Below are 19,857 nucleotides of genomic sequence, written 5' to 3'. Positions count from 1 at the left end.
GCGGCGGATCCCGCACGCTCGTGACGCGGCCGGCTCGCGGTCAGCGGGAACGCCGGCGGGGTGGCAGGCGTGGCACCACGAGCCGAGGGCGGGCCGCCGGGTTGGGGGTGTGCGGCGGCTGCAGGACCAGGCGCTCCAGGGCGACCTCGATCGCCCGGTCCAGCTGGGTGTCCACGCCCGCCGCGTAGTCCTGCGGGGTGATGTCGACCTCGATGTCGGGGTCGGTGCCGTAGTTCTCCACCCGCCAGCCCACGTCGTCGAAGGCGAAGGAGAACTCCGGCTGGGTGGTGACCGTCCCGTCGGCCAGGTGATGCCGGGGCCAGATGCCGATCACCCCGCCCCAGGTGCGCTTGCCGATCAGCGGGCCCAGGCCGAGCAGCTTGAAGGTGTGGCTGAAGATGTCGCCGTCGGAGCCCGCCCACTCGTTGGCGATCGCCACCATCGGGCCGCGCGGTGACTCGTCGGGGTAGGGCTCGGGTACGCCCCAGCGGGGGAAGTTGTAACCCAGGCGGCGCCGGGCCAGCTTCTCCAGCAGCAGCGCCGACACGTGGCCGCCGCCGTTGAAGCGGACGTCCACCACGAGCGCCTCGCGGTCGTACTCGGTCAGGAAGCCGCGGTGGAACTCGGCGTAGCCCTCCGGGCCCATGTCGGGGATGTGCAGGTAGCCGATCCGGCCGCCGCCGAACTCGTGGCAGCGGGCCCGGTTGGCCTCCACCCAGTCGCGGTAGCGGCCCGGCTGCTCGTCGCCGATGGCCATGACGGTGACGGTCCGCCGCTCGTCCCCGCGCCGGATGGTGAGCTGGACCTCCTGGTCGGCCTGGTTGACCAGCAGCTCGTCGGGGCTCACTTCGCCGCCGACGGGCTGGCCGTTGACGGCCAGCACCACGTCACCCGGCTGCACGTCCACCCCGAGGCGGTTGAGCGGCGAGGTCGCCTCGGGGTCCCACCGGTCACCGCCGACGATCCTCGCGATCCGGTGGACACCGTCCTCAAAGGCCCAGTCGACGCCCAGCTTGCCCTGCCGGTAGTGCGGCCGGGGCCGGTAGGCGCCGCCGCTCTCGTAGGCGTGCGAGGTGCCCAGCTCACCGAGGAGCTCCCACAGCAGGTCGGAGAACTCCCCCCGGGTGGTGACCCGGTCGACCAGCGGCAGGTAACGCAGGTAGACGCCGTCCCAGTCGAGCCCGGCCATGTCCTCGGTCCAGAAGTTCTCCCGCTGCAGCCGCCAGGCCTCCCTGAACATCTGCCGCCACTCGGCCTCGGGGCGGATGGACACCTTGACCCGGGACAGGTCCACCCATCCGCTCGTCCGGCCCGGGGTCTCGTCGCTCTCGGGCTCCTCGCCCGCCTTGACCACCCGCAGCCGCCTGCCCGCCTGGTAGAGCAACGTGCTCTGGTCACGGCCGAGCCGGAACTCCGACACGTCCCCGACCACGGTCTCCTGCTTCTGCTTGGCGAAGTCGTAGACGTGCAGGGTGCCCTCGGAGGAGTCGGCGTAGTCGTCACCGAGACTGCCCTCGACGGGAAAGGTCAGGTAGACGGCCTTGCCCTTGATGCCGGCGATGCCCTCGTAGCGGCCCTCGGGGACGGGGAAGCCGACGATCCGGTTCTCGATGCCGTCCAGATCGATGACCACCTCGGGCACCTCGTCGTCCTCGTTCTCGTCATCGTCGCCGTCGTCGTCCGTGAGAGGCCGGGGCTTGGGGACGAAGGGAGAGGTGACGTCGGTGCGGAGCGCGATCGCGTAGGGGCGGGAGCCCAGCGGGAAGCCCAGATCGAAGTGGAGCTCGTCGTAGACGGGATTGAAGACGCGTTTGCCGATGAAGTAGAGATAGTCGCCGCCCGGGTCGAAGGCGGGCAGGACGTCCGCCAGCACCGGCCGGGTGGCGAAGAACGTCTCGCCCGTTTCGACCCGGCACAGTTTCACCGCCGTCGTCTGCGCGGTGTCCCGGCAGGCGTACGCCAGCCAGCGGCCGTCGGGGGACCAGGCCAGGTCCTCGATCGCGCCGAACCGGCTGGAGTCGACGGTCCTGCCCTGTGCCAGGCCCCTGCTCTTCTTGGCGGCCCTGGGGGACCTCTTCGGTGCGAGGTCGACCAGGATCAGCTCGTTGCGGTGGTTGGCCACCGCGACCAGGTCGGCCGTGGGGGAGACCTCCAGCGCGGTGGCGCGGCCGACCTCGAGGTGGTCGAGCCTGACGGGGTCGGCGGAGCCGTCGGCGGTGAGCACCACCAGCACCTCGCGGTCGCCCTCGTCGCTGGCCGCAGCCACCAGTCGCTCACCGTCGTTGAGCCAGTTCAGCAGCCGGTAACGCACCCCGTACAGCGCCCCGTGCTGGCGTACCGGACCCTCCCAGGCGGCGAAGGAGAACGCCTTGCCCCGGGTGGTGATGGCCAGGCCACTGCCGTCGGGGCTGAGCGTGGCGCTGTCCAGGAAGTTCTCGGCCGAGGCGAAGCGGCGGTTGAGCTGGGTGCGCGAGCTGCGCAGCCGTACCTCGATGGGGCGCGACTCGCCCTCCTCCACCAGGTAGAGCTCGGCTCCGGCATGGTAGACCAGCCGGTGGCCGTCGCCGGACAGGTTGCGGGCGTAGTAGTCGGCGTGGTCCGAGTGCCTGCGCAGGTCGCCGCCGTTCGCGTCGCAGGAGTAGACGTTGCCCACGCCCTCGTGGTCGGAGATGAAGTAGACCCGGTCCCCCACCCAGCAGGGCGAGGCGAGATTGCCGGGGAGCGCGGTGAGCCGCCGGAACCGCCCGTCGTCGCCGGTCTCGATCCACAGATCGCCCACCGTGCCGCCTCGGTAGCGCTTCCACCGGGCGGGGTCGGCGGTGTTGCGGCCGAGCACGATCCGCGGGCCGTAGGAGATGGTGTTGGCCGGGCCGTACGGCAGGAGCTCGGGCATCCCATCCGGTTCCACCCGGTGCAGCCGGTTGCGGCCGTCGAAGGGCTGGCCCTGGTCGCTGGCGTAGACGATGCCGCCGTCGGGATCCCAGCCGGTGACGCTGGACCGGGCACCGTGGTAGGTCACCCGCCGGGCCGCGCCTCCGTCGGCGGGCATCACGTAGACCTCCTCGGGCCCCTCCTCGCGGCCGACGAAGGCGAGCCGGTCGCCATCGGGGGAGAAGCGCGGGTATCCCGCCTCGGCCACCCCGGCGGTCAGCCGGAAGGCCCGCCCGCCGCCGGCGGTGACCATCCACAGGTCGTCCTCGGCGGCGAAGACCACCATGTTGCCGAAGATCGTCGGAAAACGAAGGTAGGCGGACATCGTGTCACTCCATGATCGGGCGACCGGGTTTCATGCCGGTCGCCCGATCATGATTTCACGCCCTCGGCGGCTAGGAGGCTCGTCCACCCGGGTGGACGGACCCCGTCTCGGGCAACCTGATCTCGGGCTGTCCGGCCTGTTTCTTCGCCTGTTTGGCGGAGCGTGTCGCTTTTATGGCGGCCTTCTTGCTCTTGCCCGAGCTCTTCGCCGCCTTGTTCTTGCTGTCCTTGGTGTTCTTGGTGTCCGTCATCGTTTCCCCCGTTGTGCTTGATGGACGACGCCCTTGATTAGGCACTCAAGGGGGTTTAATACCCTTTGCAAGCATCAACCACCCACAGACTGTGTGGTTGTGGATACGGTGCGTGGCCGAGGGTGGCGCCGGCCGGCACGTCGAATCAGGTGCGCTCCTCGCGTCCGGGGGCTCCGGTGAGAGCTCCTGCCGCCGCGCTCACTCATGCCCCGATGATCGCTGTGTCGGTGTCGCGCACGCGGAGCTCGCGGTGGCGGGCCGGTGGCGGCCGGTGGCGGCCAGGAGCGCGAGGTCGCCTTCGAGGCCGTCCGAGACGGTCCGCCGACGTCGGGCGGGGGGCCGCTCGTCCCGGGGGCCGTCCGGACGAGCCGCCGGAGCGGCCGATGGCGGTGATCGGGACCGCGGGAATGTCGAGATCGCGGAGAAGGCTGGGAATCGCCCGACAGCTGAGTCGCGGCCCTTCCGCCCCCGAGGGAGGGCATGATCACGTGCTTGGATCGCGCCTGCGAAAAGAAGAGGTAAATCGCAGCCCTCGGAACGGATAATGATCTTCACGATTGGGCAGAACGTCGGCACATGGCTTGCGTTCCGGGGAGGTGATGCATGGCCTGGTCACAAGACGAGGAGCGCATGCTGCTGCAGATCGAGCGCCATCTCGTCGATGAGGATCCGCGGCTCGCCGCGCGGCTGGAGTCGTTCAACGAACGTGTCCAGCGCAAGGAGGGTGGCGGTGGCCGCAAACGCGGAACCACGAAGGGCCGGGGGCGTTCTGCCAGACGCCTGCGCCGTTCGACGGTCATCATCATGTTCAGCTGGTTGCTGATCGCGACGTTGATCGCCACGCTTCTCATCATGGTGCTGCGCCACGAGGCGGCCGCGGCGTTCCCGCTGTGACAACGGCCGCCGCCGCGATCGCGGCCGTTCGTCAGCCGAGGGCGCGCAGGAAGTCGGCGGCCACCGGGGCGGCGACCGCCCCGCCGCCGGAGCCCTCCTCGACGATCACCGCGAAGGCCAGGTCGCCGCGGAAGCCGATGAACCAGGCGTGGGTCTTCAGGTCGTCCTGCGCGCCGTACTCGGCGGTCCCGGTCTTGCCCCGGGTGCCCCGGGGCAGGCCCGCGTCCTTCGCCGTTCCCTTGGTGACCACCGCGGACATCATCTGGTGCATGCCGGGCATGACGGCCTCGGGGAGCGGCTGAGACTCGACCTTCTGCTCGACCGAGGGGACCAGGGTCGGCGGGCGCCAGGTGCCGTCGGCCAGCGCGGCGGCCACCGAGGCCATCATCAGCGGACTGGCGGTGATCCGGCCCTGCCCGAAGGACTCCGCGGCCAGCTCCGCGTCGCTCTGGGCTCTGGGAAAGCTGCCCTTGGCGGCCGGGACGCCGATGCTGAACTGCTTGTTGAAACCGAACAGCTCCGCGGTGCTCAGCAGTTTGTCGGCGCCCAGCCGCTCCTTGGCCAGGGGCGCGAAGGTGGTGTTGCAGGAGTGGGCGAAGGAGTCGGACAGCGACACCGAACCGTAGGCGGCGTGGTGGGAGTTGCGGATCGGCAGGCCGCCGACCTTGACGTCCTTGGGGCAGGTGACCCGATCGCCCGGCTTCATCCCCTCGGCCAGCAGTCCCACGGCGGTGACCGCCTTGAAGGTCGAGCCGGGGGGATAGTTGCCGTCCAGTGCCCGGTTGAAGCCGCCCTTGTTGTTCACCACCGAGAGGATCTCGCCTGTCGAGGGTTTGATCGCGACCAGCGCGGTGGTCTTCTCCAGGTCGCGGACCGCCTCGACCGCGGCTCGCTGGACCCGCATGTCCAAGCTGGTCTCCAGGTTCTCTCCGGCCTCGCCCTCGATCTTGCCGAGCGTCTTGACGGTCTTCTTGTCCGCGCCGACGAGCTCGACCTCGGTGTCGGGGGTGCCGGCCAGGCGCTTCTGGAAGGTGCTCTGCAACCCGCTCGCGCCGACCGCGTCGCCGACCTTGTAGGGGACCCCCAGTTTCGCGACGCTCTTCGCCGTGGCCTTCTCCAGGTAGCCGACGAGCTGCTGCACCGAGCCGCCCACGTCGGCGCCGTCGATGCGGACGCCGTCGGCGGAGGTGATCGCGGCACGCTCCGGCCACTTCGTTCTCAACGCGAAGACGGTGGTCGCGGTCAGGTCGGGGTGGACGGCACTGGGCGACCACCTGACCCGCCAGTGCCGGTCGACGACCGCCAGGTCGACGCTGCCGGAGTAACTCCACTCACCGACGTCCTTCAGCTTCAGCGTCGCGGTGTAGGAGGCCTGGCCGGTGCCGTCCCCGGTCTCGCGCACCCCGTCGAGCCGTACCACGGTGTTCTCCACCGCCAGGGCCTTGCGCATGTTGTCGTACGTCGTGGCGAGTGCCGGATCCGGCGCTGCCAGCTCGGCGCGCATGCCCGCCAGGTCGCCGCTCTGCCAGGCGCTGACGAATCGCTGTGCGGTCTCCTGGGGCGTGCCCCTGGTGTGCAGGTACCACCAGGCGCCGCCGCCGGCGGCCCCCGCCACCAGTACGACGGCCACCGATGTGATCGCGATCGTTCTGCCCCGTGCCACGTGATCCCCTCAGCTCTCGGTCCCCCAGGGCCGCAGCCTAGCGTGACCTGCGCGAGATATTCCGATAAATGATCATTTGCCCTGTGTACGGCTGGGCGCGTAGCTCGTCACGTACTCCTGCCCGGACAGCTCCTGGATCGCGGTCATGATCTCGTCGGTCACCCTGCGCCGGTCGCGCGCGCTCGTCTCGGAGCCGGTGAAGGTCATCGGCTTGCCGATGCGGACGTTCACCCGGCCAGGCCTGGGCCTCGCGGCACCGATCGGCAGCACCTTGTCGGTGCCCTCCATCGCCACCGGGACCACCGGCGCGCCGGTGGCCAGGGCCAGCCAGGAGACGCCGACCTTGCCCCGGTAGAGGCGGCCGTCGGGAGAGCGGGTGCCCTCGGGGTAGATGCCGAACAGTTCGCCGTTGCCGAGCACCTTCGCCGCCGCGTCGAGCATGTCCTGGGCCGAGGTCGGGCTCTGCCGGTCGATGCTGATCTGGCCGGTGGCGCGCATCCACATCGCGGTGACGGGGTTACCGGTGAAGTACTCGGCCTTGGCGACGAAGCGCACCTGGCGCTTGAGCACCAGCGGCAGGAAGGTCGAGTCGAGGATCGACAGATGGTTGGAGGCCATGATGGCCGGGCCCGTGACGGGAACGTGCTCATGCCCGGTGACCGTGGTCGGCCAGAGCAGATGCAGGAGCGGAGCGCTGACAGTCTTGGTCAGGCGATAGAGCACGGACTCTCCTCATGAGACGGGTTCACCACACTAGGTGGTGGCCCGACGGCTGACGGTTGTACGCAACCGCACAAGCGGAGCGGCCGGGTTTGTAGCCCTCCTCCAACAGCGTGGCCCTTTTCCGGGGCGAGCCCGACGAAATCCTCCGGTCGAGCCCGGTGAAAAAGAAACGTCCCGCGAGCCCTGGGGGCTCGCGGGACGCGATGTCTTGGTGCCGATGTGGCGGTCGCCTCCTCGGCGAGAGGCACAACACGGCTCCAGCCGAACGGTATTCCGTGAAGGCGGTAATTTGCGGCCCGGGGGACACAAACCACATCGGCACGATCACTCTAACGGACGTCCGCCGGTGGTTATTCCGCTTCTCCCGTCACCGGCGTGTCAGACAGGGCCGGTGGCCTCCGGCCACTCGCAGCTCACGGCGGGAATCGGGCGGCCCCGCCGCGCGACGTCCCGGCCCGCGAGGTGCGGTCTCATCCGCCGGGAGCGGCGTACGAGGGGAAGGTTCAAGGCGCGGGTGTGCTCTTTCGGCGGCCGGCCGCGGGGATCGCCGGCGCGGCGCCGCAGGAAGGCTCAGCAGTCGGCCAGCCGGGCCTGCGCGCGGGCCCACGGCTCGTCGTCCCCTTCGGGGAGGTAGGTGACCAACTGCTCGCTCTGCCGCACCAGGGCGCGGATATCGGAGACCACCCCTTGGGCGCGGGCCTGGACCAGGGCGTTGCCGAGGGCGGCGGCCTCCACCGGCCCGGCGACCACGGGCAGGCCGGTCGCGTTGGCGGTCATCCGGCAGAGCAGCGCGTTGCGGGCGCCGCCGCCGACCACGTGCACGACCTCCACATCCCGGCCGCTGAGGCGCACGGCGTCGCGAAGCGTGCGCCGGTAGGCCAGGGCCAGGCTCTCCAGCACGCACCGTACGGTTTGCGCCTGTCCCCGCGGGGGCCGCTGGCCGGTTCGCTCGCAGTAGGTCATGATCCGGGCCGGCATGTCGCCGGGGGGCATGAAGACCGGATCGTCCGGGTCGACCACCGCCTGGAACGGGTCGGCCTGCGCGGCGGCGTCGAGCAGGCCGGCCACGTCGGTCTCGCCCCAGGTGCGCATGCACTCCTGCAGGATCCACAGACCCATCACGTTGCGCAGGTACCGGACGGTGCCGTCGAGGCCGCCCTCGTTGGTGAAGTTGGCCAGACGGCTCTCCTCGGTCAGGACGGGCTCGGGGAGTTCGAGCCCGACCAGCGACCAGGTGCCGGAGGAGATGTAGGCGAACCGTTCGGTGCTCGCGGGTACCGCCGCCACCGCGGAGGCGGTGTCGTGCGAGGCGACCGTGGTGATCGGGGTGGAGTCAGGCAGCCCGGTCTCCGCCGCCACCTCGGCCAGCAGCGTCCCGGCGGGCGCTCCGGGGTGCCGCAGCTCCGGTAGCAGCCCGGCGGGCAGACCCAGTCGCTCCGCCAGCCCCCGTGCCCAGTCGCCGGTCCGCACGTCGTACAGGCCGGTGGTGGAGGCGTTGGTGACCTCCGCGCCGACGGAACCGGTCAGCCAGCGGGTCAGCAGGTCCGGGATCATCAGCAGCGTCTCGGCGCGGCCGAGATCCGGTTCGGCGAGCAGCTGGTAGACGGTGTTGAACGGCAGGAACTGCAACCCGCCGACCTGGTAGAGGGTGTCGGCTCCCAGGTCGGCGACGACCCGCTCCATGATCCCGTCGGTCCGCCCGTCGCGGTAGTGCACCGGGTTGCCGATGAGCCGTCCCGCGCCGTCGAGCAGCCCGTAGTCGACGGCCCAGGAGTCGATGCCGATCGAGTCGACCGGCCCGGCCTCGCGAAGCCCGTCGAGCACCCCTCGATAGAGGGCGAGGATGTCCCAGTGCAGGGTGCCGTCGACCCGGACCGGGCGGTTGGCGAAGCGGTGCGCCTCGGTCAGGCCGATCCGCTCGCCTTCGATCCGCGCCGTCATCACCCGGCCGCTGGAGGCTCCCAGGTCGACCGCCGCGTAAACGCTCATCTGTCACTCACCACTCGTGGTCAGGTGGCCGCCGCCGTTCCGTCCGCCTCTCGGCCGGTGGACTCGCGGGCGACCAGTTCGGGCTGGAACATGATCTGCCGGTGGGCGTGCTCGCCGGGGTTGCCGCACTCGTCCAGCAGCAGTTCGGTGGCGATCCGCCCGAGTTCGTAGGTGGGCTGACGGATCGAGCTCAGCGACACCGCCGAGGCCACCGCGAAGTCGATGTCGTCGTAGCCGATCAGGGCCACGTCACCGGGCACGCCGACCCCGGCCTGGTGCAGGCCGCGCAGTACACCGAGGGCGAGCATGTCGTTGGCACAGAAGATCGCCTCGGGCAGCCGCCGGGAGCGGATCAGCCGCTCCGCCGCCTGCTGGCCCGCCCGCGCGGTCATCGCGGGCATCTCCACCGTCTCCAGCGCGGTCGCCGGGGCGAGACCCGCGGCGGTGAGAGCCAGCTCCACGCCCCGTCTGCGGTCCGCGCACTGCCGGATGGTCAGCGGGCCGGTGATGTGGTGGATGCTCCGCGCGCCGCGCTCCAGCAGGTGGCGGGCGGCCAGCCGGCCGCCCGCCACGTCGTCGACGCTCACCGAGCACAGGCCGGGCCGGTACGCCGGGTGGTCGACCAGCACCACGCTGATGCCACGCTCGCGCAGCTCGTCGAGCCGCCGGGGATCGTCGTCCGACGGCGTGATCAGCACGCCGCGTACCCGATGTTCGGCGAACACGCGCAGGTTGTGCTCCTCCTTGGTGCGGGAACCTCCCGAGTTGCCGAGGATCACCGCGTAGCCGAGCTCGCTGGCGACCTCCTCGGCGCCCGCGGCGACGTCGGTGAAGAACGGGTTGCCGATGTCCATGAGCGACAGCCCGATGGTCCGGCTGTGCCCGGCGCGCAGCGTCGAGGCGGAGCCGTGCCGGACGAAGCCGAGCTCGCGGATCGCGCGCCTGACGCGCTCCCGGGTCTCGGGGGCGACCCGCTCCGGCCGGTTGAGCACGTTGGACACCGTGCCGGGGGAGACCTGGGCGACCCGAGCGACCTCCTTGATGCCGACGCCGCTCACCCGCTGCCCCCCTTGACCCGGCATAGATTAAAACGTGTTACACGATGTCGGCAAGACCTTACTCAAAGATGGCGGTAGGCCTACCACCCCCCTGCCTGCGTAGTTGTCGTAACGCGTTGGAAACGAGAGCTTCACCACCCATTGACAACGCCGGACGCTGCGGATTAGCGTCCGGTCAGTCTTCTAAAACGTTTTTAGAGCAGGGAAGGGGTGTGGCGCGGTGACCGCACCGGGCGAAGGGGAGGCGCCACCCGGGCCGCCCCCCGACGGGGCCCCTCCGGTCCTGGCGCTGGCCGGGGTCAGCAAGGCGTTCGGCGCCGTGCAGGCGTTGCGCGAGGTCTCTCTGAACCTTTACGCCGGAGAGGCGCACGCGCTCGCCGGGGAGAACGGCGCGGGGAAGTCCACTCTGGTGAAGATCCTGGCCGGGGTGCACCGTCCGGACGCCGGGCAGGTCCTGCTGGACGGAGAACCGGTGGAGTTCGGCAGTCCCGCCGACGCCCAGCAGGCGGGCGTGGCCGTGATCTACCAGGAACCCACGATGTTCCCCGACCTGTCGGTCGCCGAGAACATCTTCATCGGCCGGCAGCCCAAGGCCGCGCTCCGCCGCATCGACCGCAGGGCCATGCACGGCCGGGCCGCCGAGCTGTTCAAACGGCTCGGCGTGGCGCTCGACCCCGAGCAGCCGGCCCGTGGTCTGTCCATCGCCGACCAGCAGCTCGTGGAGATCGCCAAGGCGCTCTCCCGGGACGCCCGGGTGCTGATCATGGACGAACCCACCGCGGCGCTGTCCGGCAACGAGGTGACCCGGCTGTTCAACGTGGTCAAGGCGCTGCGCGAGCAGGGGTGCGCGGTGCTGTTCATCTCGCACCGCCTGGACGAGATCTTCGAGCTCTGCCAGCGGGTCACCACGCTGCGCGACGGCGGCTGGATCGCCAGCGAACCCGTCGCGGGCCTGACCCACGACGACCTGATCCGCCGTATGGTCGGCCGCGACCTCGACAACCTCTATCCCAAGCAGGAGACCGTGGTCGGCGAGGTCGCCCTCAAGGTCGGCCGGCTCACCCGTGAGGGCGTGTTCACCGACGTCTCCTTCGAGGTGCGGCGAGGCGAGATCGTGGCACTGGCGGGGCTGGTCGGCGCCGGGCGCAGCGAGGTCGCCCGGGCCGTCTTCGGAGTGGACCGCTGGGACGCCGGGACCGTGGAGGTCAACGGAGAGCGGCTGCCGCCCGCGTCCCCGACCGCCGCGATGTCCGCGGGCCTGGCCCTGGTCCCCGAGGACAGGCGTCAGCAGGGGTTGGTGATGGACCACTCGATCGAGCGCAACATCGGCATCACCGGCCTGAAGGCGCTGCGCCGTGGCCCGGTGATATCCCGGGCCGCCGAGCGGGACCGCGCCCGCGACTGGGCCATCCGGCTCCAGCTCAAGTTCAACCGGCTGTCGGACGCGGTGAACGTGCTCTCCGGCGGCAACCAGCAGAAGGTCGTGCTGGGCAAGTGGTTGTCCACCAAGCCCGACGTGCTCATCATCGACGAGCCCACCCGGGGCATCGACGTGGGCACCAAGGCCGAGGTGCACCGCCTGCTGTCCCAGCTGGCCGCCGACGGGCTCGCCGTGCTGATGATCTCCTCCGACCTGCCCGAGGTGCTGGGCATGGCCGACCGGGTGCTCGTCATGCAGGAGGGGCGGCTCGTCGCCGAGATCCCGCGGGAGCGGGCCACCGAGGAGAGCGTGATGACCGCAGCGACCGGAGGGACCTCGTGATCGACAGGAACGAGGGCGCCGGAAAGCGCGGTGCCCGGGTCATGCGGCGGACGGAGGATGCCTCGTGAGCACCGTCACCGCCGGGCGGAGCACCCGGAACCTGGTGGACCTGGTCTTCCGGGCCCGCGAGCTGAGCATCGTGGCGGCACTGGCCGTCCTGGTCATCGTGACCGTGGGCGTCAACGGCAACTTCCTGTCCGAGCAGGGCGTCAAGGACATCTTCCTCAACGCCTCCATCCTGGTGCTGCTCGCCGTGGGCCAGTCCGTCGTGGTCATCACCCGCAACATCGACCTGTCCGTCGGCTCGGTCGTCGGCCTGGTGGCCTTCACCGTCGGGGACTTCCTCGCCGCCGACCACGGCAGGGGCATCGTCTTCGCGGTGGTGCTGGGCGTCGCGATCGGCGCGCTCTGCGGACTGGTCAACGGCCTGCTGGTCAGCTTCGGCCGAGTCCCGGCCCTGGTGGTGACGCTCGGCACGCTGTACGTGATCCAGGGCGTCGACCACTACATCGCCCACGGCAGGCAGATCAACGCCGTCGACCTCCCTCCGGCGCTGCTGTCGCTGGGCAACGGCACGGTGTTCGGCATCCCGTACCTGCCGATGATCGCCGTCCTGGTGATGCTGGCCGTCGGCTACTACCTGCGCTCCTACGCCTCCGGCCGGGACTTCTACGCCATCGGCTCCAGCCCGGAGGCGGCGGCGCTGGCCGGTGTGGCCGTACGGCGCCGCGTCATGGCGGCCTATCTCTTCAGCGGTGCGCTCGCCGGCCTGGCCGGGGTGCTCTGGCTCTCCCGGTTCGGCACCGTCGTCGCCGACGCCGCGAACGGCTGGGAACTCCAGGTGGTCAGCGCCGTCGTGGTCGGCGGCGTGGCGATCACCGGCGGTGTCGGCACCGTGTACGGCGCGGCCCTCGGCGCGCTGCTGCTCACCACGATCACCAGCGCGCTGGTCGTGCTCAAGGTCAGCCCGTTCTGGCAGCAGGCCATCACCGGCGCGTTGCTGCTTCTGGCGATCAGTGTCGACCGGCTGCTCGCCCTGCGGGTCGCGAGGGTACTGCGGAGGAGGAACTCCCGACATGGCTCCTGACGTGAAGTCCGCCACCGGCGCCGCGGACACGGCCGCTCCGTCCCTCGCCGGGCTGCCGGAGCGTGGCTCGCCAGGCCGCCTCCTCCGCTGGGACGTGCTGGTCGGCCTGCTCCTGGTGCTCGTCTTCATCGGCGGCTCGGTGGGATCGCCCGGCTTCGCCGGCGTCGACAACCTGTCCTTCGCCCTCGGCGACCTCGGTGAGATCGCGCTGATCGCACTGGCGATGACCATGCTGGTCGTCGCCGCCGAGGTGGACCTGTCGGTGGCCTCCGTGCTCGGCCTGTCGAGCGCGCTGGTCGGCACCCTGTGGGACGCCGGCTGGGCGATCGAGACGATCATCCCGCTGGTGGTCGTGGTCGGGGCGGTGTGCGGCCTGGTCAACGGCCTGCTGGTGACCAGGCTGGGACTGCCCTCGCTGGCGGTGACGATCGGCACGCTGGCGCTCTACCGGGGGCTGGCCTACGTGGTGCTCGGGGACAGGGCCATCGCCGAGTTCCCGCAGCAGTACGTCTCCCTCGCCGTGGAGGATGTTCCCGGTACCCCGATCCCCTATCCGGTGGCGCTGTTCGTCCTGCTGGCGATCATCACCGGCGTCGTGCTGCACGCCACCGGATTCGGCCGCTCGCTGTTCGCCATCGGCGCCCAGGAGGAGGCCGCGCTGTTCGCCGGCATCCGGGTCAAGCGCGTCAAGCTCATCCTGTTCGTGCTCTCCGGCACGGTCGCCGCCTTCGCCGGAGTGATCTTCACCCTCCGCTACGGAAGCGCCCGCGCCGACAACGGCATGGGCCTGGAGCTGGCCGTCATCGCGGCCGTCCTGCTGGGCGGCGTCGACTTCGACGGCGGCAAGGGCACCCTCGGCGGGGTGATCGCCGGAGTGCTGCTCATCGGCCTTCTCCGCAACCTGCTCATGCTCAACGACGTGTCGACGGAGATCCAGTCGATCGTCACCGGACTCCTCCTGATCATCTCGGTGATCACCCCGCGTCTCGTTGCCGTCATCGGGCAACGCCGGCGCCGTCCGTCACCCGTCCCATCGCCCACACCCCCCGCATCCTGAGGAAGCGCTTATGTTCACTGTTTCGCGAAGGTCCGCCTCGACCGCGGTCATGGCCGGCCTGCTCTCGCTCGGGCTCGTCGCCTGCGGCGGCGGCACCACCAAGGACTCGGCCGGCTCGGCGGCCTCCTCGGCCCCGGCGGCCTCGGCTCCGGCCACGGCCGACCCGAACGCGCCGCTCAAGGAAGGGCTGAAGCTCGCGTTCCTGCCCAAGCAGATCAACAACCCCTACGAGACGATCGTCGACAAGGCGGGCATCGAGGCGGCGGCCGAGTTCAAGGGCGAGGCCAAGGAGGTCGGTCCCTCCGACGCCTCGGCCTCCTCGCAGGTGTCCTACATCAACACGCTGACCCAGCAGGGCCACGACGCGATCCTGATCGCGGCCAACGACGCCAACGCGGTGTGCGGCCCGCTTCAGCAGGCCCGCACCAAGGGTGTGAAGATCGTCTCCTACGACTCCGACGCCTCCAAGGACTGCCGGGACATCTTCATCAACCAGGCCAACTCCGAGGAGATCGGACGCAGCCAGGTGAAACTGCTGTCGGAGATGATCGGCGGCAAGGGCGAGGTGGCGATCCTGTCGGCGACGGCGAACGCGACCAACCAGAACACCTGGATCGAGTTCATGAAGGACGAGCTGGGCAAGCCCGAGTACGCCGAGCTGAAGCTGGTCAAGGTCGCCTACGGCGACGACGACGACCAGAAATCCTTCCAGGAGACCCAGGGACTGCTGCAGGCATACCCGGACCTGAAGGGCATCATCTCCCCGACCACGGTCGGCATCTCCGCCGCCGCCCGCTACATCTCCGGCTCCAAGTACAAGGGCGAGGTCGTGCTGACCGGGCTGGGCACCCCGAACCAGATGCGCCAGTTCGTCAAGGACGGCACGGTGGAGAAGTTCGCGCTGTGGAACCCCAAGGACCTGGGCTACCTGGCCTCCTACGCCGCCGCGGCGCTGGCCTCGGGACAGATCACCGGCGCCGAGGGCGAGGTGCTCAAGGCCGGCAGGCTCGGCGAGCGGACCATCGGCAAGGACGGGGAGATCATCCTGGGCCCGCCCTTCGTCTTCGACAAGGCCAACATCGACCAGTTCGACTTCTGACGGACACCGCCGGGCACGGCGCGCCCGACCCGCGCGCGCCGTGCCCGGGTGGGACCGGCCGGCGTGCGTGCCGGAACGGTCGGACCGCGTACCCCCACTGGATCAGGAAGATAGGAGGAGGGGCTGCCACGGCCGTGGCCGGGGCCGCCCCGGAGCTTCGATGAGCGACATCAAGACCGCCCTGCTGGCGCAGGCCATCGAGACCCCGTCATGGGCGTACGGCAACAGCGGTACCCGGTTCAAGGTGTTCGCCCAGCGAGGGGTGCCCCGGGATCCGTACGAGAAGCTCGCGGACGCCGCGCAGGTGCACGCCTTCACGGGCGCCGCGCCGAGCGTGGCGCTGCACATCCCCTGGGACCGGGTCGACGACTACGCCGACCTCGCGGCGCACGCGTCGAACCTGGGAGTGCGGATCGGCGCGATCAACTCCAACGTCTTCCAGGACGACGACTACATGCTGGGCAGCGTGACGAGCCCGGACGCGCGGGTGCGGCGCAAGGCGACCGACCACCTGCTGGAGTGCGTCGACGTCATGGACGCCACCGGTTCGGACACGCTCAAGCTGTGGTTCTCCGACGGCACCAACTACCCCGGCCAGGACGACATCCGTTCCCGGCAGGACCGGCTGGCCGAGTCGCTGGCCGAGGTCTACGACCGGCTGGGCGAGCACCAGCGCTTCCTGCTGGAGTACAAGCTGTTCGAGCCGGCCTTCTACACCACCGACGTGCCCGACTGGGGCACCGCCTACGCCCACTGCGTCAAGCTCGGCCCCAAGGCACAGGTGGTGGTCGACACCGGGCACCACGCGCCGGGCACCAACATCGAGTTCATCGTGGCGTTCCTGCTGCGCGAGGGCAAGCTGGGCGGGTTCGACTTCAACTCCCGCTTCTACGCCGACGATGACCTGATGGCGGGGGCCGCCGACCCGTTCCAGCTCTTCCGTATCATGTTCGAGGTGGTTCGCGGTGGCGGATACACCGAGGACGTGGCGTTCATGCTGGACCAGTGCCACAACATCGAGCCGAAGATCGCCGGGCAGATCCGGTCGGTGATGAACGTGCAGGAGGCCACGGCCAAGGCGTTGCTGGTGGACCGGGCGGCACTGGCGGCGGCGCAGTCCGCCGGTGACGTGCTGGGGGCCAACGGGGTGTTCATGGACGCCTACAACACCGACGTGCGCCCGCTCCTGGCGGAGGTACGCGCCGAGCGGGGGCTGGACCCCGACCCGATGGCCGCCTACGCGCGCTCGGGGTACTTCGAGAAGATCGCCGCCGAGCGTGTCGGCGGTGCCCAGGCCGGCTGGGGCGCCTGAGACCCGCGCCTCGCACTCTGAGAACACGGTTCATTCGTTGGGGGATATTTCATGAGAACGCCGGTTGAGAAACTGCTGCAGCGGTCACGGGCGCTCGGCGCGGACCCGCGCAACACCAACTTCGCGGGCGGCAACACCTCGGCCAAGGGCGTGGCCGTCGACCCGGTGACCGGCTCCGACGTGGAGCTGATGTGGGTCAAGGGATCCGGAGGAGACCTCGGCACGCTGGCCGAGACGGGCCTGGCCGTACTGCGGCTGGACCGGCTGCACGCCCTGAGCGGTGTCTACCCGGGCGTCGAACGCGAGGATGAGATGGTCGCCGCATTCGACTTCTGCGCCTTCGGCAAGGGCGGTGCGGCGCCGTCGATCGACACCGCGATGCACGGCCTGGTGGACGCGGCACACGTGGACCACCTGCACCCGGACGCGGGCATCGCGATCGCCACCGCCGCCGACGGCGAGGCGCTGACGGCACGGATCTTCGGCGACCGGGTGGTCTGGGTGCCGTGGCGGCGCCCCGGCTTCCAGCTCGGCCTCGACATCGCCGCGATCAAGAAGGACAACCCGCAGGCCGTGGGCTGTGTCCTCGGTGGCCACGGCATCACCGCCTGGGGCGACACCTCCGAGGAGTGCGAGGCCAACTCGCTGTGGATCATCCGGACCGCCGAGGCCCACATCGCCGAACACGGCGCGGCCGAACCGTTCGGCCCGGTCAGGCCCGGCTACCGGCCGCTTCCCGAGGAGGCCCGGCGCGAGCGGGCCGCCGCGCTCTTCCCGGTGATCCGCGGCCTGGCCTCCACCGACGTGGCGCAGGTCGGCCACTACACCGCCACCGACGAGGTGCTGGACTTCCTGTCCCGCGAGCGTCACCCCGAACTGGCCGCGCTGGGCACCTCCTGCCCCGACCACTTCCTGCGCACCAAGGTGGCCCCGCTGGTGCTCGACCTGCCCGCCGAGGCTCCGCTCGACGACGCCGTCACCCGGCTGCGCGAGCTGCACGCCGCCTACCGCGAGGAGTACGCGGCCTACTACGGCCGGCACGCCACCGCCGACTCACCCGCCATGCGCGGCGCGGATCCGGCGATCGTGCTGGTGCCGGGGGTGGGCATGTTCTCCTTCGGCCGGGACAAGCAGACCGCCCGGGTGGCCGGGGAGTTCTACGTCAACGCGATCAACGTGATGCGCGGTGCCGAGGCGCTGTCGCGCTACGCCCCGATCGAGGAGAGCGAGAAGTTCCGGATCGAGTACTGGGAACTGGAGGAGGCCAAGCTGCGCCGGATGCCGGCGCCGAAGCCGCTGGCCACCAGGGTCGCGCTGGTCACCGGGGGCGGCTCGGGCATCGGCGCGGCCACCGCCCGCAGGCTGGCCGCCGAGGGCGCGTGCGTGGTGGTGGCCGATCGCGACCTGGACGCCGCGGAGAAGGTCGCCGCCGAGCTCGGCGCCAGGGCCTACCGGGTCGAGGACGTGGCGACCGCCGTGCGGATGGACGTCACGGACGAGGCACAGGTGATCGCCGCGCTCCAGGCGACGGTACTGGCGTTCGGCGGGGTGGACCTGGTGGTCAACAACGCCGGCCTGTCGCTGTCACGCTCGCTGCTGGAGACCAGCGTCACCGACTGGGACCTGCAGCACGACGTCATGGCCCGCGGCTCGTTCCTGGTCTCGCGGGAGAGCACCCGGGTGATGGTCGGCCAGGGCATGGGCGGGGAGATCGTCTACATCTCCTCCAAGAACGGGGTGTTCGCCGGGCCGAACAACGTGGCCTACGGGGCGGCCAAGGCCGACCAGGCGCACCAGGTGCGGCTGCTGGCGGCCGAGCTGGGCCAGTACGGGATCAGGGTCAACGGCATCAACCCCGACGGGGTGGTGCGCGGCTCCGGCATCTTCGCCTCGGGCTGGGGGGCCAACCGGGCGGCGGTGTACGGGGTGCAGGAGGAGAAACTGGGCGAGTACTACGCGCAGCGCACCCTGCTCAAGCGCGAGGTGCTGCCCGAGCACATCGCCGCCGCGGTCTTCCAGCTGACCCAGCTCACCCAGACCACCGGCCTGCACATCCCGGTGGACGCCGGTGTCGCCGCCGCCTTCCTGCGCTGACCCCGCTTCCCGTGGCAATCCCCGCTGAGAGGAGAACGTCTTGACCACGGCTCTGGATCGGATCGTCCCGCCCCGCACGAAGGTGGGGCTGGTCGCCGGCGGGCTGGGGGCCTACTGGCCGCAGTTCCCCGACCTGCTCCCGCAGCTCCGGCGCTCCTCCGAGCGCGTCTCGGAGCGGATGCGGGAGCTGGGGTGTGACGTCGTCGACGTCGGCTTCATCTCCGACGCCCAGGAGGGCGCGGTCGCGGCGGAGAGGCTGCGCGAGGCCGGCTGTGACATCATCGTGGGCTTCCTGACCACGTACATGACCGCGACGATGCTCCTGCCGGTCGCGCAGCGCAGTGGCGCGCCGGTACTGCTGATCAATCTCCAGCCCAGCGAGTCGATGGACCACGCGACCTTCGACACCGGTCAGTGGCTCGCCTACTGCGGGGCGTGCCCGCTGCCGGAGATGGCCAACACCTTCATCCGCGCGGGCATCCCCTTCCGGTCGGTGTCGGGGTACCTGGAGGACGAGCGGGCCTGGGCCAAGATCGGCCGATGGGTGCGGGCCGCCGGTGTGCGCGCCGCGTTGCGCCGGGGCCGCCACGGGCTGATGGGACACCTGTACCCCGGCATGCTCGACGTGGCCACCGACCTGACCCTGGTGCCGGTGAACCTCGGCGGGCACGTGGAGGTGCTGGAGTTCGACGACCTGCGGGTGCGGGTGGAGAAGGTCACCGACGCCGAGGTCAAGGAGCGCACCGGTCTGGCACGGGAGGTCTTCGAGCTGGCCGACACGGTCAACGACGAGGACTTCGCCTGGGCCGCGCGGGTCTCGGTCGGGCTGGACCGGCTGGTGGAGGACTTCGCCCTCGACAGCCTGGCCTACTACCACCGGGGTCTGGACGGGGAGATCCACGAGCGGCTGGGCGCGGGCATGATCCTGGGCTCGTCCCTGCTGACCGCGCGGGGCATCCCCACGGCCGGTGAGTACGAACTGCGTACCTCGCTCGCCATGCTGGTCATGGACCGGCTCGGGGCAGGCGGTTCGTTCACCGAACTGCAGGCGCTGGACTTCGCGCGCGGCCATGTGGAGATGGGCCATGACGGCCCCGCCCACCTGGCGATCAGCGCGCGCCGGCCGCTGCTGCGCGGGCTGGGCGTCTACCACGGCAAGCGCGGCTGGGGCGTTTCGGTGGAGTTCGACGTGGCGCACGGTCCGGTGACCACGCTCGGCCTGCTGCAGCGGCGCGACGGGACGTTCGCCTTCGTGGTCTCCGAGGGCGTCACGGTGGAGGGTCCGCTGCTGCGGATCGGCAACACCACCTCGCGGGTGGACTTCGGCTGCGACCCGGGGGAGTGGACCGACGCGTGGAGCGCCACGGGCATCTCCCATCACTGGGCGCTGGGCATCGGCCACCGGCTGGCCGAACTGCGCGCGGTCGCCGACCTGCTCGGCATCGAGGTCGTCCACGTCCAGCCCTGAAGCGAGGCCCCGCCGGCCGCCCCTCCCGAGGGAATGACCACTCCACCGGGCGGCGGCGCGGCCCGCGACTTCGGGGAGAGCACCCCGCGCGGGGGTGAACCACCCGGCACCCAATCGACGTCGACCCCGGATCCTACGGTCCGGG

Annotated in this window: 14 protein-coding genes; 8 read left to right on the top strand and 6 right to left on the bottom strand. The window is 70.6% G+C overall.

The window, feature by feature from the left end:
• Nucleotides 1-40: 40 nt before the first annotated feature.
• Nucleotides 41-3,256 (bottom strand): PDZ domain-containing protein, encoded by a 3,216-nt coding sequence (locus AB0K21_RS30055; protein ID WP_364155063.1) that lies wholly within the window; start codon nt 3,254-3,256, stop codon nt 41-43.
• Nucleotides 3,257-3,326: 70 nt separating this feature from the next.
• On the bottom strand, nt 3,327-3,506 hold the full coding sequence (locus AB0K21_RS30050; RefSeq protein WP_343980585.1) for a hypothetical protein: 180 nt from the start codon (nt 3,504-3,506) through the stop codon (nt 3,327-3,329).
• Between the two features lie 603 nt (nt 3,507-4,109).
• Between AB0K21_RS30050 and AB0K21_RS30045 the strand changes: the two genes are divergently transcribed.
• On the top strand, nt 4,110-4,400 hold the full coding sequence (locus AB0K21_RS30045) for a DUF3040 domain-containing protein (protein ID WP_343980587.1): 291 nt from the start codon (nt 4,110-4,112) through the stop codon (nt 4,398-4,400).
• Between the two features lie 31 nt (nt 4,401-4,431).
• Here the strand turns inward: AB0K21_RS30045 and AB0K21_RS30040 are convergent, their stop codons facing one another.
• From AB0K21_RS30040 to AB0K21_RS30025, 4 genes are all read right to left on the bottom strand, one after another.
• Nucleotides 4,432-6,063 (bottom strand): penicillin-binding transpeptidase domain-containing protein, encoded by a 1,632-nt coding sequence (locus AB0K21_RS30040; RefSeq protein ID WP_364155060.1) that lies wholly within the window; start codon nt 6,061-6,063, stop codon nt 4,432-4,434.
• Nucleotides 6,064-6,135: 72 nt separating this feature from the next.
• On the bottom strand, nt 6,136-6,786 hold the full coding sequence (locus AB0K21_RS30035) for a lysophospholipid acyltransferase family protein (protein WP_343980593.1): 651 nt from the start codon (nt 6,784-6,786) through the stop codon (nt 6,136-6,138).
• A gap of 570 nt (nt 6,787-7,356) precedes the next feature.
• The gene (locus AB0K21_RS30030) at nt 7,357-8,775 is read right to left on the bottom strand and encodes a rhamnulokinase family protein (protein ID WP_364155057.1); all 1,419 of its coding nucleotides are present in this window, start codon (nt 8,773-8,775) and stop codon (nt 7,357-7,359) included.
• A gap of 20 nt (nt 8,776-8,795) precedes the next feature.
• The gene (locus AB0K21_RS30025) at nt 8,796-9,857 is read right to left on the bottom strand and encodes a substrate-binding domain-containing protein (protein ID WP_364155055.1); all 1,062 of its coding nucleotides are present in this window, start codon (nt 9,855-9,857) and stop codon (nt 8,796-8,798) included.
• A gap of 196 nt (nt 9,858-10,053) precedes the next feature.
• On the opposite strand from AB0K21_RS30025, the gene AB0K21_RS30020 reads away from it, so the two are divergent.
• The 7 genes from AB0K21_RS30020 to AB0K21_RS29990 all read left to right on the top strand — a co-directional run bounded on the left by AB0K21_RS30020 (nt 10,054) and on the right by AB0K21_RS29990 (nt 19,712).
• Nucleotides 10,054-11,595, top strand: coding sequence for a sugar ABC transporter ATP-binding protein (locus AB0K21_RS30020; protein ID WP_364155053.1), 1,542 nt, complete (start codon nt 10,054-10,056; stop codon nt 11,593-11,595).
• A 64-nt stretch (nt 11,596-11,659) separates the two neighbouring features.
• Nucleotides 11,660-12,682: an ABC transporter permease gene (locus AB0K21_RS30015; RefSeq protein ID WP_343980605.1), complete on the top strand. Its 1,023-nt coding sequence runs from the start codon at nt 11,660-11,662 to the stop codon at nt 12,680-12,682.
• The gene (locus AB0K21_RS30010; protein WP_343980608.1) at nt 12,672-13,739 is read left to right on the top strand and encodes an ABC transporter permease; all 1,068 of its coding nucleotides are present in this window, start codon (nt 12,672-12,674) and stop codon (nt 13,737-13,739) included. The genes AB0K21_RS30015 and AB0K21_RS30010 overlap by 11 nt, the downstream gene beginning before the upstream one ends.
• Before the next feature lie 10 nt (nt 13,740-13,749).
• Complete coding sequence (gene rhaS, locus AB0K21_RS30005) at nt 13,750-14,838, top strand: rhamnose ABC transporter substrate-binding protein (protein WP_343980610.1); 1,089 nt, start codon at nt 13,750-13,752, stop codon at nt 14,836-14,838.
• 160 nt (nt 14,839-14,998) lie between these two features.
• Nucleotides 14,999-16,150 carry an L-rhamnose isomerase gene (gene rhaI / locus AB0K21_RS30000; protein WP_343980613.1) on the top strand — a complete coding sequence of 384 codons (1,152 nt, stop codon included), beginning with the start codon at nt 14,999-15,001 and terminating at the stop codon, nt 16,148-16,150.
• Nucleotides 16,151-16,201: 51 nt separating this feature from the next.
• On the top strand, nt 16,202-18,244 hold the full coding sequence (locus tag AB0K21_RS29995; RefSeq protein WP_343980615.1) for a bifunctional aldolase/short-chain dehydrogenase: 2,043 nt from the start codon (nt 16,202-16,204) through the stop codon (nt 18,242-18,244).
• Between the two features lie 40 nt (nt 18,245-18,284).
• Complete coding sequence (locus AB0K21_RS29990; protein ID WP_343980617.1) at nt 18,285-19,712, top strand: L-fucose/L-arabinose isomerase family protein; 1,428 nt, start codon at nt 18,285-18,287, stop codon at nt 19,710-19,712.
• The last annotated feature ends 145 nt before the right edge of the window (nt 19,713-19,857 follow it).

This window comes from Streptosporangium sp. NPDC049248, from assembly GCF_040678965.1.
Classification (GTDB): domain Bacteria; phylum Actinomycetota; class Actinomycetes; order Streptosporangiales; family Streptosporangiaceae; genus Streptosporangium; species Streptosporangium fukuiense.
The sequence above is the reverse complement of the archived record's forward strand: the minus strand, read 5'-3'. Positions and strand labels throughout refer to the sequence as shown.

Coding starts and splice junctions, on each gene's coding strand:
- AB0K21_RS30030 (WP_364155057.1), bottom strand. CDS start 8,775: ATGAGCGTTTACGCGGCGGTCGACCTGGGAGCCTCCAGCGGCCGGGTG.
- rhaS (WP_343980610.1), top strand. CDS start 13,750: ATGTTCACTGTTTCGCGAAGGTCCGCCTCGACCGCGGTCATGGCCGGC.
- AB0K21_RS29995 (WP_343980615.1), top strand. CDS start 16,202: ATGAGAACGCCGGTTGAGAAACTGCTGCAGCGGTCACGGGCGCTCGGC.
- AB0K21_RS30025 (WP_364155055.1), bottom strand. CDS start 9,857: ATGCCGGGTCAAGGGGGGCAGCGGGTGAGCGGCGTCGGCATCAAGGAG.
- AB0K21_RS30045 (WP_343980587.1), top strand. CDS start 4,110: ATGGCCTGGTCACAAGACGAGGAGCGCATGCTGCTGCAGATCGAGCGC.
- AB0K21_RS30010 (WP_343980608.1), top strand. CDS start 12,672: ATGGCTCCTGACGTGAAGTCCGCCACCGGCGCCGCGGACACGGCCGCT.
- rhaI (WP_343980613.1), top strand. CDS start 14,999: ATGAGCGACATCAAGACCGCCCTGCTGGCGCAGGCCATCGAGACCCCG.
- AB0K21_RS30050 (WP_343980585.1), bottom strand. CDS start 3,506: ATGACGGACACCAAGAACACCAAGGACAGCAAGAACAAGGCGGCGAAG.
- AB0K21_RS30055 (WP_364155063.1), bottom strand. CDS start 3,256: ATGTCCGCCTACCTTCGTTTTCCGACGATCTTCGGCAACATGGTGGTC.